Annotated in this window: 12 protein-coding genes, 1 pseudogene and 1 riboswitch; of the genes and pseudogenes, 1 reads left to right on the plus strand and 12 read right to left on the minus strand. The window is 39.1% G+C overall.

What is annotated here, in order from left to right:
• Positions 1-19 precede the first annotated feature (19 nt).
• Positions 20-116: riboswitch (purine riboswitch) on the minus strand.
• The 12 genes and pseudogenes from guaC to O3633_RS01215 form a co-directional block, all read right to left on the minus strand.
• Positions 109-1,092, minus strand: a complete 984-nt coding sequence (gene guaC, locus O3633_RS01160) for a GMP reductase (protein WP_371620097.1) — start codon at positions 1,090-1,092, stop codon at positions 109-111. It overlaps the preceding riboswitch by 8 nt.
• A gap of 146 nt (positions 1,093-1,238) precedes the next feature.
• Positions 1,239-2,590, minus strand: a pseudogene (locus tag O3633_RS01165) (McrC family protein).
• On the minus strand, positions 2,577-4,517 hold the full coding sequence (locus tag O3633_RS01170; protein ID WP_371620098.1) for an McrB family protein: 1,941 nt from the start codon (positions 4,515-4,517) through the stop codon (positions 2,577-2,579). The pseudogene O3633_RS01165 and the gene O3633_RS01170 overlap by 14 nt, the downstream one beginning before the upstream one ends.
• A 151-nt stretch (positions 4,518-4,668) precedes the next feature.
• Entirely contained in the window at positions 4,669-5,448 is a 780-nt protein-coding gene (locus O3633_RS01175; protein ID WP_371620099.1) for an L-threonylcarbamoyladenylate synthase, read from the minus strand.
• A gap of 28 nt (positions 5,449-5,476) precedes the next feature.
• Positions 5,477-6,070: a 3-isopropylmalate dehydratase small subunit gene (gene leuD, locus O3633_RS01180; protein WP_371620100.1), complete on the minus strand. Its 594-nt coding sequence runs from the start codon at positions 6,068-6,070 to the stop codon at positions 5,477-5,479.
• A 9-nt stretch (positions 6,071-6,079) separates the two neighbouring features.
• Entirely contained in the window at positions 6,080-7,462 is a 1,383-nt protein-coding gene (leuC, locus tag O3633_RS01185) for a 3-isopropylmalate dehydratase large subunit (RefSeq protein ID WP_371620101.1), read from the minus strand.
• A gap of 3 nt (positions 7,463-7,465) precedes the next feature.
• Positions 7,466-7,735, minus strand: coding sequence for a DUF1294 domain-containing protein (locus O3633_RS01190; protein WP_000772899.1), 270 nt, complete (start codon positions 7,733-7,735; stop codon positions 7,466-7,468).
• On the minus strand, positions 7,732-8,769 hold the full coding sequence (gene leuB, locus O3633_RS01195; RefSeq protein ID WP_371620102.1) for a 3-isopropylmalate dehydrogenase: 1,038 nt from the start codon (positions 8,767-8,769) through the stop codon (positions 7,732-7,734). Before leuB ends, O3633_RS01190 begins: the two co-directional genes overlap by 4 nt.
• A gap of 11 nt (positions 8,770-8,780) precedes the next feature.
• Positions 8,781-10,343 (minus strand): 2-isopropylmalate synthase, encoded by a 1,563-nt coding sequence (locus O3633_RS01200; RefSeq protein WP_371620103.1) that lies wholly within the window; start codon positions 10,341-10,343, stop codon positions 8,781-8,783.
• Positions 10,344-10,657: 314 nt separating this feature from the next.
• On the minus strand, positions 10,658-11,314 hold the full coding sequence (locus O3633_RS01205; RefSeq protein WP_371620104.1) for an MmcQ/YjbR family DNA-binding protein: 657 nt from the start codon (positions 11,312-11,314) through the stop codon (positions 10,658-10,660).
• A 43-nt stretch (positions 11,315-11,357) separates the two neighbouring features.
• Entirely contained in the window at positions 11,358-11,990 is a 633-nt protein-coding gene (locus O3633_RS01210) for a copper homeostasis protein CutC (protein ID WP_371620105.1), read from the minus strand.
• Positions 11,991-12,083: 93 nt separating this feature from the next.
• Positions 12,084-12,443, minus strand: coding sequence for a YbaN family protein (locus tag O3633_RS01215; protein ID WP_001223807.1), 360 nt, complete (start codon positions 12,441-12,443; stop codon positions 12,084-12,086).
• Between the two features lie 199 nt (positions 12,444-12,642).
• Here O3633_RS01215 and O3633_RS01220 point away from each other — a divergent pair, with 199 nt between their 5' ends.
• Positions 12,643-13,809, plus strand: coding sequence for an IS30 family transposase (locus O3633_RS01220; protein ID WP_371620106.1), 1,167 nt, complete (start codon positions 12,643-12,645; stop codon positions 13,807-13,809).
• The last annotated feature ends 170 nt before the right edge of the window (positions 13,810-13,979 follow it).

The raw sequence follows: 13,979 nt of genomic DNA on the forward strand, positions 1-13,979 counted from the left end.
AGATTTAACACCTATCCTTATATCTCTGCAGCTTACTCATTGTTAGGTATTTACGGTACCTTGTAGAAACGCCACGCCAATTCGCGACATAAATAAGTAATCATATTTTTAGTGAGCATCTCCATTCCAGATAGAGTTCTTCACAATGACATAGTCAACGTGACGAAGATCAGCAACCTTACGACCTCCAGCATAAGAAATCGAACTTTGTAAATCCTGTTCCATCTCAGTTAAGGTATCCTGTAAATGCCCTTTGGCAGGAAGAAGGATTTTTTTACCTTCGACATTCTTATAGGCACCTTTTTGGTATTCTGAAGCCGAACCATAGTATTCTTTGAATTGTTTACCATCAACTTCAACTGTTTTACCAGGACTTTCGATATGACCTGCAAATAGTGAACCAATCATAACCATACTTGCACCAAAGCGGATTGACTTGGCAATATCTCCGTGTGTACGGATACCACCATCGGCAATAATCGGTTTACGCGCAGCTTTAGCACACCAGCGAAGGGCCGCTAACTGCCAACCGCCAGTACCAAAACCAGTTTTAACCTTAGTGATACATACTTTACCTGGACCGATTCCGACCTTAGTAGCATCTGCACCAGCATTTTCAAGTTCACGCACAGCTTCTGGAGTTCCAACGTTTCCAGCGATGACAAAAGTCTCTGGCAATTCTTTCTTGATGTGCTGAATCATTGAAATAACGCTATCAGCATGACCATGAGCAATATCAATAGTGATGTACTCTGGTGCATCAGCCTTTAATTGACTAACAAAGTCGTACTCGTAGTCTTTAACACCAACAGAGATAGAAGCAATCAAACCCTGATCGTGCATACGTTTGACAAAAGGAATGCGTCCTTCTTCATCAAAACGGTGCATAATGTAAAAATAGCCACCCTTGGCAAGCTGTTCAGCAACATCTTCATCCAAGATCGTCTGCATATTAGAAGGGACAACTGGCAACTTAAAGGTATGTTTCCCCAAGGTCACATGTGTGTCAGCTTCTGCTCGACTTTGAAGAACACACTTGTTTGGGATTAGCTGAATATCTTCATAGTCAAAGATTGGAAATTCGTTTAACATATATCTCTCATTTCTCTTCTTTAGACTTTCCTAAAGTTAGGAATAGCCTCGTCTTTTCCAGACAATTACTCTAACAAGTTTACAATAATGTCCGTTTTTTGTCAATTATTATGACTGAAAACAAATAATGTTCGTGTTTTTTGTTTTCAATCAAAGAGATAACTAGACATTTTCCCTGAATTTGTCTTACCTTTTAAATTTCTACCTAGATTTTCGATAAAGACTTTTTCAAAGGACTCCATCTTCCTGACAAAATCTTGATAGCTTTCGACTTGTCCAGGAACTTGGATAGACCATTTCTTCAACAAGGCTCCATAACCTGCTAGGTTACCTATCTCATTATCAACTACCTTTTTCTTGCTAGGAAAAACAAGCCCAGCCTGTTCAGCTTCTAAAATATAAGAATAGGAAATCAACTGGAACAAGTCCTCACGATTGATTCCCTTTTCAGTCAATTCCAGTTTTTTATATTTAGCATCTAGTACGATTTTATGGTTTTGATGATAGAAATCTGGAAATACTTTTCGTTCACGGTCAGAAAATACTAAAATACCGTCTGTCTTATCCTTATTTCGTGGATGGGTGAAATCTTTTGGCAACAAGGTATAAACATACTCTTCCCAAAGCCAGGCAACATCAAAAAGAATACCATGGATTTTTTTCTCTTGGTATCCTAAACCATGCTTTTCTCTATTTAGGATCATCAGGCAAAGCTCTTGCAACTTTCTGTACTCTCGAAAATAGGCATGACGAAGAGGTTTGGTTTGATTTAGTCTGATAATCTTAGCTCGATTAGCTAGTTTATAAGTGGATGTTACTCGCACGATTTCTGCCACATTCTCACGACTAGTTGAGAGATTTTCAAGAACTTCTCTCCCTATACTTTTCTGATTCTTTATGAATTCAATTGTGTGACGGATCAGTTGCATCATCGGATTGTCAAAAGTAAACTCTCTTGTTGTATAGGCAACATTTCCCGTGAAAGGAAGATTTTTCTTGAGATGATTTCCTACATCAACTACTCCCTTAACATGGCTGTCATTATAAGAAAATCTCTGGTATTCCTTATAAAGACCTTTTCGGAGAGCTGCTTGAAGATACTTAGGAAAGAGGTAGATTAAAAGCTGATAGAGTTTATCTTCACGCGACAAAGGAACATCTAAACTAGTGAGATTGATATTTAGAACTTTCTGCAGTAGATAATGCAAAAAAAGTCATCACTTTCGTTTGAAAAACGAGAAGAAATGGTTAATCTCTCCTGACCGTAGCCAAGAAATCCAATGACATTTCCCGTCTTAATTTTCTGATTGACTGTTTCCAATATCTTTTGGTCCTTATCCAAGTCAGGAGAATATTGCAAGTCATTTGGAAAAATAAAGATATTGTCTTCTTGAGAAAGATTATCTAGTGTTCTATCTAAGAGAAGTTGGCTTATTTTGGGATATTCTGCAACAAAGTCTTCTTTAATAATCTTATGCTGATTATCAGTGATCCGCATTTTCATTTCCATCGCCTTCATTGTTATCAGTAACTACCTGATCTTTTTGTTCATTGCTTGTCTTGTCAAAGGACTTTTTCAAATTTTCTAGAATTTCAGCTTCCTCGTAAGAACCGCGCAAGTAATCTTCCAAGAGTGGTTTCAGATAATCAGACCAGAGGTCTTCATAATCAAAATTTACTTCCTTTAACTTAAGGAAATAACTTGGTCCGATATGATAATGACTGTTTAATTCCTGAACCTTTTCGATGGCAGTATTCAAATTTCTTAGGCGGGTTTTAGCTTCTTCCGCTTTATCGCCAAGAGTATTATCGAGCATTCCTAGTTGGCTTTCAGCAGTAACTTCAACAAAACGGAAACGACGGCGCATTGCAAAATCAAAAGTATCCACCGAACGGTCAATATCATTCATAGTTCCAATGATGTAAACATTCTCAGTAATATAAAATTTGTCATTAGTCTCATGTAAATTAGAGTACTGGGTAGAAACACTTCCCTTTTCACCACGATAGCCAGGATCAATAGAGAAAAATAGTTCACCAAAAATCTTAGAAATCTCACCACGATTGATCTCATCGATGATGAAGACGAATTTTTTGTCTGTATCAACCTCTGTTGGGGAAAGGTAGTCTTTCAGACCAAATCTCTTTCTCAATGTTTCTAGGACAGTTCTTCCACCACTTTTGTAGTATTCTTGCTTATTATAATTTTTATCTTTATACAACTCGTAAACATATTTGCGAGGTAGTGACCATCCTGGAACACCACTATCATAATTTACTGACAAATTTTGTCTACTATTAACAGATAAGTAAGATGTTTTTGTTATATATTCTTTTTCTTCAGCAACATTTATATATTCTAAGTAAGAATCCCAAGCTTCATCAAAATTATCTTGACCTCCAATCTTCTTAGAATCTATAGCATTCTGACAAAACTTCTTAAAAATACCTTCTTTTAATTTAAAAAATATACTGCCATCCTCATTTGAATCCGGTCTTAAACCCTCAACAAAATCCGTATAATCATAAGATGGATGAAACTGTACAAAGCCGATTTGATCTTCGTTGCCATCCGTTAATTCTTTAGCAATTTCTTTAGCAAGATAAGTTTTTCCCGTTCCTGGTGCACCACGGAGAATGAGGTTTTTGGATTGTAGTAGAGTTTGACTCAATGGATGATAAACCTTATATTCTAGAGACATTTTTTCTTCTTTCTTTTCTTTTTCGTCTAAAAATTGTGTTGAATATTCAAATAAGATACTTCCCAACAATGATGGTTCCAGCTCAGGATATTTTTGCAATACGAGTTGACAAATCTCATGATTCTGAAGATAAGGGCCCCCTTGATTTTTTTGAGGAAGTAGCTTGTCCCAGAATCTCTTTTGACTATTAAGATTTATACCTAAGAAAGAATATCCCTCAGAATAGATACAAAGAAGTTTTGTAACAACTGCAGAACGCCCAATAAATTCATTCTTTGAATTTTTCATGTCAAAGATAGGATTATTGAAATCTAATTTTCTACCAGCTTGAATGATCTCATACAAATCCGATTTTAATTTGTTAAATCGGTCTTCTAGTTCTGATTCTGGAATGATTTTATTTGCTTGATTCTTATAGCTTTTAGTATCCTCATTCCAATAAATACCAAATTTTGAAGAACCTCCACCTCCAATTCCCATAAATAAGGATTTGTATTTTCCCCTCTCAAGACCGTAGCAAAAAGAATTGCTTTGAGCTCCTTTCCCAATGACATATTCATCGATAGACATGTTTAAAATTCTATCAAGAGGCCACTCTTTAAGAAATTCTTCACGTAATTGTTCATTGTAAATACTATATTTAGATGCATCTTCTCTTAATCTTATTTTATTTTCTTGGTACCAAGCATAAAAATCTTCCAAACTAACTTTTCTTTTCAGCATCAATCTTACTCCTTTTATAATAATGTTCGAATAAAAACTATACATTTCATATATAGAATATCATATCCTATATAAAAAGAAAAGAATTTCTAAAGAAAAAGCCCAGTGTTAGGAGCTTTAATATCTCATAACACTAGACTTCTTTTCAATCTTAATAATACTCACCCTGACGGTAGTCCCATGAGTTAAAGGTATCTGACAAATGCATCATGATTTTATCAATGTCAAGTCCTTTGCGGATTACAACTGGAGCTGGTGAAGTTGAACGTGCTCCTCCTTGTTCTGGGATGAGTTTGCCGTCTTTATCGACCATAGACACCATCACACCTTGCTCGTAGCGCGTTTCAATCGTTTTGTCAGGTTGGATGGATGCCACATAGTCGTCTGCTTCGATGACAAGGTCTACTGCTCCTTCGATACGTGCTCCGATCCCTTCTACCTTACCACGGTTTCCTTTTCCAGATGGGTTAGCTGATGAGGCATAGACCATTTTACCTTCTTCCCAAAGTTTAGCAGCCAACTGTTCACCAGCTTTACCAAACTTGATGACAAAACAGCTAGTACCACGAACGTCTGTCATGAGTTCTTCACGACCATCACCGTATGCTTTCAATTTCTCAAAGGCTTCTGGTTTCCATGGAAGGATACAACCTAGAAGAATGTCTTCGTCCCAATGTTTTTGATAGAAGGCTTCAATTTCTGGATTGAGTTGTGCTAAAGCACGAAGCTCATCCATGCTACCACAAAGTACAACACCTGGTTTGTTACGGTTACGCTCTTTTGCTTCAAACTTGCGTTCAAGTCCTGCCTTATCGCTAGTCATGATGATATAACCGACTTTTGTAGGGCAAACGATACATCCGCCCTCTCCTTTTAAAATGTCATAGCCTTCTTGTGAAAGTGTTCCGTTCCATTGAATGTGTTTTGTCATAATTCTATAGTTCCTTTTCTAATTTTTTCTATTCCTGCCAGTAGGCTGGGCGTTGTTTTTCATAAGCAGCAATCAAATCTTCATACTGCAAAGTAATACCGATATCATCCAAACCATTTAAAAGCTTGTGTTTCCATTCACTATCGATTTCAAAAGTGAATTCTCCAATTGGTGAGATGATTTTTTGTTGTTCCAAGTCAACCGTCACTTGGTCAGTGGGTTGGAGCTGGGCGAGTTTTTCTCTAACTTCCCTAGGTTGAACGATTGGTAACATGCCATTATTGAGTTCATTATTGTAATGAATATCTCCAAAAGATCCTGCAATCACAACCTTAAAGCCATAGTCTGCTAGTGCCCAAGCTGCGTGCTCTCTAGAAGAGCCAGCCCCAAAGTTATCTCCTGTGATGAGAATACTCGCCTTGCGATATTCAGGTCGGTTAAAGACAAAGTCTGGATCCTCAGTGTACTTATCGTCCAGATAACGCCAAGCATACATGAGATATTTACCAAAACCTTTCTTGTCAATCAATTTCAGAAACTGCTTGGGTAGAATTTGGTCGGTATCAATATTATCATTCATAAGAGGAACGGTCGTTCCCGTATAAACTGTAAATTTCTCCATATCCTCTCCTTACTGGGCTTCTGGCATTTGTCGAACATCTACGAAGCGCCCTGCAATAGCTGCTGCTGCTGCCATGGCTGGACTACAGAGATGGGTCTTAGCGCCAAATCCTTGTCTATCTTCAAAGTTGCGGTTACTGGTTGAGGCACAGTGCACGCCATCAGGGACCTTGTCAGGATTCATTCCTAGGCACATGGAGCAACCTGGGTCTCTCCACTCAAAACCAGCATCTTGGAAAACCTTATCCAAGCCCAACTTTTCAGCAGCTCGCTTGACTGGTCGAGAACCAGGTACCACAATAGCTGTTAAGTTAGGGGCAATCTTCTTCCCTTCGACAAATCGAGCAGCCAGTTGCAAGTCACTGAGCCGAGCATTGGTACATGAACCTATAAAGATATAGCCTAATTCAATATCTGCTGGCTTTTGACCAGGCTCCAAATCCATGTAATTGTAGGCTCGTTCATCATTCATATCCTTAATTTCTGGGAAACTACTGTCAAAACCAACCCCCATAGCAGGATTGGTTCCCCAAGTCACCATAGGAGCCAATTCAGAGACATCTATTCGGATAACCTTGTCATAAACGGCATCGTCGTCGCTAACAAGCCTTTTCCAATCAGCTACTGCTGCATCAAAATCCTTGGGAACACACTCTCGACCCTTTAAATAGTCATAAGTGGTCTGATCTGGATTCATGATTCCCATCTTGGAGCCAAACTCGATGGACATATTGCAGATAGTCATTCTCTCTTCCATGGTCAGTGCATCAATCGCTTGCCCACGATATTCAACCACATAGCCAACACCACAAGCAACGCCATACTTGGCAATCAAGGCGAGAATGTAATCCTTAGAATAAACTCCTTTTTGAGGAACACCAGTAAATTCTACCAACATTTTCTTGGGTTTAACTTGCCAAATGGTTTGAGTAGCAAAGACATGTTCGACCTCACTGGTTCCAATACCGAAGGCAATCGCTCCAAAAGCTCCGTGAGTTGCAGTATGGCTATCACCACAGACGATAAATTTTCCTGGTTGTGTTCTTCCTGTTTCTGGACCAACCATATGAACGATACCTTGCTTTTCTGAACCGTGGGCTGCATGTTCGATTTCAAACTCTTCAACATTTTTAGCTAACTTATCAATCTGTGCTTTGGAGATTACATCTAGAATATCATATATATTGACCGTCGGGACATTGTGGTCGAAGGTACCAAATGTTAAATCCGGTCGTCTCAATCTACGTCCTGCATCTCGCAATCCTTGAAAAGCTTGAGGACTGGTCACCTCGTGAATATAGTGCTGATCTACATACATGAGTTGAGGCTGTCCTTCTTCTCCTGTAATCACATGGAGGTCCCATAATTTATCAAAAATCGATTTTCCTGCCATCAATTACCTCCAAATAAAATATAAGGCTACTAGCGTGGTCACCATTCCTAGAAACCAAACTATTTTAAAATACCATTTTCTAGTCTTGTGATGAAAAACGATTCCTGCCAACCAAGCACCAAAGCCACCACATAAGAATGCAAATGATAATAAATATTTTTCAGGTATTCGCCAAGCATCTCTTCTTGCCTTAAATTTGTCAATGCCATATATCAAGAAAATGATGAGATTCCAAATCAGGAGGGCAAAAGTAATTCCTTCGTTTAGTTTCATAGTCTTGCGATAATGGCTTCCGTCATTTCCTTGGTCGAAGCCTGTCCTCCTATATCTCTCGTTAAAATTCCGGCACCTAAAGTTGCTTCAACAGCATCTTCGATACGCTCTGCATCCTCATATCGTCCAAAACTATCACGCAACATCATAGCAACTGATAAAATCATGGAAATAGGATTGGCAATACCTTGCCCAGCAATATCAGGTGCCGAACCGTGAATAGGTTCATAGAGACTCGGACCATCTTCAGAGTGGCTGGCTGATGGCATAACCCCGAGTGTACCTGATAGAACACTTGATTCATCCGAGAGAATATCTCCGAAAAGATTTTCTGTCACGATGACATCAAACTTAGCAGGATTGGTAATCATGAGCATGGCAGCTGAGTCCACTAGCTGGTGTTCCAAGGTCACATCTGGGAAATCCTGTGCGACATCCTCAGCCACTTTTCTCCAGAGTTTTGATGTTGCCAACACATTCTGCTTATCGATACTAGTAAGTATTTTTCTCCGACTTCTTGCGATTTCAAAAGCCTTACGAATAATCCGCTCTACTTCCTCATAACTATAATCATTGATATCACGCGCTTCTCGGTCTTCAAGGATATGATCACCAAAGTAAATCCCACCTGTCAACTCACGTACTACAACAAAGTCAACACCAGCAATTCGTTCCGGTTTGAGAGGCGATAAGTGCTTGAGACTCTCAAATATTTTAACCGGACGAATATTAGCATAGAGATTGAGTTCCTTTCGGAGAGCCAAAAGTCCTTGTTCGGGTCGAACTGGAACATCATCATATTGAGGACTACCGATTGCAGCAAGTAAAATAGCATCCGCTTCTCTAGAAGCCTTGAGCGTTTCTTCTGGCAAGGGATGTCCTGTAGCATCAATTCCTGCACCGCCAAAAGGTTGTCTGACTATCTCAATGTCAAAGTCTGTTTTTATAGCTATAGATGCTAGAACTTCTAAACCAGCTTCCATGATTTCTGGTCCAATCCCATCACCTGCTAGGGCAACAATTTTCTTTGTCATGGTATTCTCCTTTAAAGACTAGGCATGTCGCGATAGGAAACATTTGGACCTATCTCTCCGGTATTCTCTTTTTGAACAAAAGTATTGGCATTGATGTAGGCAATAGCTGAAGCCTTCAGCACATCGAAATCAAGTCCAGATGCGTTAAAGATTGTTTCAGTTTCTTTATTTTCAACAGTAACCAACACCCGTGCCTGAGCATCGATGCCATCCGTTACAGCATCAATGGTGTAGGATACCAAGCGAACAGATTGATTAAAGAATTTGTCGATAGCGTTAAAGATAGCCTCAACAGAACCTTGTCCTGTAGCTGTAAAGTCGACCTTCTCACCATCCATATTTGCTAGACTAACAAGTGCTTCAATTGTGTTATCTGTATGGGTTTGAAGTTGCAAGTCATCAAAGTGGAAGCCTTCTGGATTTTCGATCATGGTTCCGGCTACCAGAGCTCGAATATCAGCATCAGTGATTTCGTGCTTCTTATCTGCCAAGGCCTTGAACTTAGCAAAAAGTGATTTGATGTCTTCGTCTGTAAAATCTAGGGCTAAGTCTCTCAGTTTTTCTACAAAGGCATGACGACCAGACAATTTACCGAGCGGAAGACTATTGCTCTTGACACCAACCAATTCAGGTGTGATGATTTCATAAGTAAGAGGATTTTTAAGAACGCCATCTTGGTGAATACCTGATTCATGTGAGAAGGCATTTCCACCGACAACTGCCTTATTTTTGGGAACTGGAATCCCTGAGAAGCGAGAGACCATTTCGGACGTATTAATCGTTTCGTTTAGGACAATACTCGTCTCTGCTTGGTAATAATCTTGGCGAATATTGAGAGCTACTGCTATTTCTTCTAAAGCAGCATTTCCAGCTCGTTCTCCAATACCGTTAATGGTTCCTTCTACACGTCCTGCACCATTCTTTACAGCAGCAAGGCTATTTGCTACCGCCATTCCAAGGTCATCATGGCAGTGAGGCGAATAGATAATCTGACGGTCGGTTTTAACATTGTCAATCAGATACTTGAAGATATTCCCATATTCCTCTGGTGTGGTAAAACCAACCGTGTCAGGAATATTGATATAGGTTGCACCTGCGTCAACCGCTGTTTGAACGACTTGTAAGAGGAAATCCAGCTCAGTTCTAGTCGCATCTTCAGGAGAGAATTCTACCACTTCAAATTTACTCCGTGCATAGGAAACATGCTCTTTAATAGCTTCCAAAATTTCCTCTTTGCTTTTATTCAACTTAAATTCGCGATGGATAGGACTAGTAGCGATAAAAACATGGATTTGTGGATACTTAGCATCCTTAAGTGCTTCATAACAAGCGTCAATATCTGATTTAACAGAGCGAGCTAAACCAGTCACCGCTGTTTTCTTCAAGACTTTTGCAATTTCCTGAACTGCAGTAAATGAGTCAGGACTAGCTGCTGGAAAACCAGCTTCGATGGCTGATATCCCCCATTTCTCCAGTTGTCTAGCTATAGCAACCTTTTCCTTTATTGAAAAATTGACACCTGGCGTCTGCTCACCATCTCGGAGACTGGTATCTAAAAACTCAACTACACGCATGAGAATTCTCCCTTCACATTTTCGATATAGAAAAAACATCTCGCTCGGAGTTCCAAGCGAGATGTTGATTTACTCCCGCTTGGTAAGCCAAACAGGACTAATGCTTTTGCACTAGTCCAAGTACCTCAACAACAAAGCAAATTGATTAAACTTAGCTGTTTTCATGTTTGACTTTCTCCTTTGTTTGATGTCTTGTTTTGTATTCTAGCATAGGAAAAATCACTTGTCAAGAAAAAATCCAATATTTTCTGAAAATTTCTTCAATAAAGAATATTTTGCCGATTGAAAGTATTTGAAAAATCAAACATACAATTTCATTTTTTTGAAGTCAAAAACCAACTTCTCTCAAATAATTCAAGCACCTTTTCGTCAGTTAGAGTGTCATCTAGTGGAAGACTTATCCAATAGCGTTTATTCATATGAAAGGCAGGGTAAATGCCTTTTTCTAGTAATAAATCAGCTACTTGATCATGTTTAATATTAACGACTTCTACGTGTCCTTCTCTGCCCTTTTCAAGCTTATCCCAAGAGATTCTCATCAAAACAGCATACCACTTTTGATTGCCCTCATGGCGCAGAACAGCTGTATCAGGGGATTTCTCCCATAGATATTCCAATTGATTTCCATACTTTTCTTGAACGAGTGCCATGATTCTCTTGGTCTGAGGACAGATAAAATCCTGCACATCAAAACAAGACTTTCGGATTTCATGAAGAACTTCTAAACAAGCCTCTCGAACAGTTCCAACAAAAGTACCTCTCATACTTTCCATGTGAACTTGAGGATAAAGATCGCCAGTTTCTTGGTCATAAACTTGAAAACTTAAGTCTCCATCCACAACTATAACTCTCATGAGAAAGTCACCTTGTAAAATGGGTGTGCTATAAGTCCATGCACCTCTCTCTTTAACCAACCCATACTCTTTAGCCTTTTTACTATTAAACTGATAAGCTTTAAAAATTTCAAACATAAGCGAAAACTGCTACCAAAAGCTAGCAGTTCCTTTCTATTTTTTAAAAGACGACCTTAGTTCCATGTAATTGTGTCACACCCAGTTGGTCAATAAAGGTTTGACGATTGTCCATGTCAATCCCTCCACCAGGTAAAATTTCAATTTTTCCTGCAGCGTGTTCTAGAATTCTATGATAGTGAGCAAAACGTTTCTCTAGAGAATCGCCAGATACACCAGCTCGAGTCAAGATACGTGTAACTCCAGCTTGGCTGAGCCAATCAATAGCTTCCAACTGATCCTGGTCGCTCAATTCATCAAATGCCATATGGAAAACAATTTCCATACCTTTAGATGCAGCAATCAACTTTTTAAGATTGGCCTTGTCCAACTTCTTATCAGCTGTTAAGGCACCGAAGACGACACCTTGGCTACCTGCCTGAGCAGTTAGACGAATATCCTCGAGCATAATAGCAATCTCGAGATCATTGTAGACAAAATCACCACCACGTGGTCGAATCATAGTCATAATGGTCGTATCGTAGTCGGCAGCCAGTTCCACAGCTGCCTTGGTCACTCCGTAGCTCGGTGTTGTTCCACCAACTGCTAGATTATCACATAGCTCGATACGGCGAGCTCCTGCCTGCATAGCTTTTTCAAGCAAGGTTACATTTTCAGCACAAAATTCGTAAATCATTTGATTCTCCTTGAAGATTACTTTAAATTTATTATATCATATTATTTCGAATATGTTTTTATTTTTATCAAGGAAAATCATTACTTATTAAAGCTATTCTTTATCAGGAATCACCTTGAAAAGATAGTAGGTGATAAAGATGGTTAAACATCCCAAACCAATTTTGACTGGTAAAAGAGGCGCAAAATAAATGGAAATTCCCATCAAGATATAGATCGATACGATAATCTTTTTCTTCCGTTCACGCGCAATAGACTTGGTCTCACGAAAGTCCGCTACGTAAGTCTGATAAAGCTTGGTATGATAAAGCCAATCTTCAAAACGCTTAGAACTTCTGGAAAAACAAGCAATAGACAACAAAAGAAAAGGAGTCGTTGGCAACAAGGGCAAGACAACTCCAACAATAGCCAGAGCTAATGACAGAAATCCAATAATCAGATAAACAATACGCATAACTTCTCCTAGTTATAAATAATCAACTATTAGTTTCCCACAAAGTAAGGAATTTTGTCAAGCCTTTACTAAAAAGAGCCTGAAATTGGTAACTTCTCAAAGTAACTTCCACTTGCCTGACCAAAGTGGAAATTAGTCTAAAACGGATTTTTATGGTGGAATTAAGTGTGAGACGTTTGTGGTAGAAATGAGGCCTACTATGACCAAACATAAACACCTTACCCTTTCAGACCGTAATGATATCCAATTAGGTTTAGAGCGCGGTGAAACCTTCAAAGCTATTGGGCAATTTATACTAAAAGACCCAACTACTGTTTCTAAAGAAGTCAAACGAAACAGACAAGTTAGAGAATCTACATGCGATAACCTTCCTTGCCCTCTACTCGATAAGGCTCCCTTTGTCTGTAATGGATGCCCTAAAAGAAGACAAAATTGTGGCTATCAGAAAATCTTCTACCTCGCTAAACAAGCTCAAAAACAGTACGAACAAACTCTTGTAGAAGCTCGTGAAGGAACTCCTCTCAATTCCAAGACCTTCTGGGACATGGACAAAGTCATTTCTGATGGTGTTAAAAAGGGACAACACATCTATCATATCCTCAAAATTCACAATCTTGATGTTAGCTCCTCAACCGTCTATCGACATATCCGAAAAGGATATCTATCTATCGCTCCTATTGACCTAGTCAGAGCCGTTAAATTTAAAGAAAGACGAAAAAGTAATCTACCTTCCATCCCTAAAGAAGATAAAAAAGACCGTTCCTATGAGGATTTTCAAAACTATTTAGTCCTTAACCAACTAAACTCTTGGCTGGAAATGGATACAGTTATGGGCAGAATGGGAGGTAAAGTCCTACTCACCTTCAATCTATCTTTCTGTAATTTTATCTTCGCTAGGATTCTGGAAAATAAAACTGCCCTTGAGGTTACCAAACACCTCTATGATATTAAGAATACCCTTCACGAAGCTGACAAAGATTTCTTCCAACTCTTTCCTGTCATTCTGACCGATAATGGTGGAGAGTTTGCCAGGGTTGATGACATCGAAATGGATGTTCGAGGAGAGAGTAAGCTCTTCTTTTGTGACCCTAATCGCTCTGACCAGAAAGGGAGAATTGAGAAAAATCACACGATGATTCGCGACATTCTACCTAAGGGAACTTCCTTTGACAACTTAACTCAAGAGGACATCAATCTCGTCTGTTCTCATGTCAACAACGTCAAACGTGCTGCTTTAAATGGAAAGTCAGCCTATGAAATCTTTGCTTTTACTTACGGAGAAGAGATTCCTAAGCTTCTGGGCATTTCTAAAATACCTGCAGAAGACGTCTGTCAGTCGTCTAAATTACTCCAACATAAGTTCTAAAAATTAACCTTCAACCCCATTCAAACGTCTCACACTAACTTCCACCATAGCGGAACTTAATCTGAAACGCTTTCAGATGAGAGGATTTTGTGCGCTCTTTTTTTCGATTCCTTTCGGCTACAAAAGCGATGAAATCAAGCATTAGTAAAACCAGTGGAACTTACCCTGAC

This window comes from Streptococcus sp. 27098_8_22 (assembly GCF_041432415.1).
Lineage (GTDB): Bacteria > Bacillota > Bacilli > Lactobacillales > Streptococcaceae > Streptococcus > Streptococcus pseudopneumoniae_M.

What these genes read in the sequence shown, in the direction of transcription:
- guaC (WP_371620097.1), bottom strand. Translation starts at nt 1,092, where the DNA reads ATGTTAAACGAATTTCCAATCTTTGACTATGAAGATATTCAGCTAATC.
- O3633_RS01170 (WP_371620098.1), bottom strand. Translation starts at nt 4,517, where the DNA reads ATGCTGAAAAGAAAAGTTAGTTTGGAAGATTTTTATGCTTGGTACCAA.
- O3633_RS01175 (WP_371620099.1), bottom strand. Translation starts at nt 5,448, where the DNA reads ATGACAAAACACATTCAATGGAACGGAACACTTTCACAAGAAGGCTAT.
- leuD (WP_371620100.1), bottom strand. Translation starts at nt 6,070, where the DNA reads ATGGAGAAATTTACAGTTTATACGGGAACGACCGTTCCTCTTATGAAT.
- leuC (WP_371620101.1), bottom strand. Translation starts at nt 7,462, where the DNA reads ATGGCAGGAAAATCGATTTTTGATAAATTATGGGACCTCCATGTGATT.
- O3633_RS01190 (WP_000772899.1), bottom strand. Translation starts at nt 7,735, where the DNA reads ATGAAACTAAACGAAGGAATTACTTTTGCCCTCCTGATTTGGAATCTC.
- leuB (WP_371620102.1), bottom strand. Translation starts at nt 8,769, where the DNA reads ATGACAAAGAAAATTGTTGCCCTAGCAGGTGATGGGATTGGACCAGAA.
- O3633_RS01200 (WP_371620103.1), bottom strand. Translation starts at nt 10,343, where the DNA reads ATGCGTGTAGTTGAGTTTTTAGATACCAGTCTCCGAGATGGTGAGCAG.
- O3633_RS01205 (WP_371620104.1), bottom strand. Translation starts at nt 11,314, where the DNA reads ATGTTTGAAATTTTTAAAGCTTATCAGTTTAATAGTAAAAAGGCTAAA.
- O3633_RS01210 (WP_371620105.1), bottom strand. Translation starts at nt 11,990, where the DNA reads ATGATTTACGAATTTTGTGCTGAAAATGTAACCTTGCTTGAAAAAGCT.
- O3633_RS01215 (WP_001223807.1), bottom strand. Translation starts at nt 12,443, where the DNA reads ATGCGTATTGTTTATCTGATTATTGGATTTCTGTCATTAGCTCTGGCT.
- O3633_RS01220 (WP_371620106.1), top strand. Translation starts at nt 12,643, where the DNA reads ATGACCAAACATAAACACCTTACCCTTTCAGACCGTAATGATATCCAA.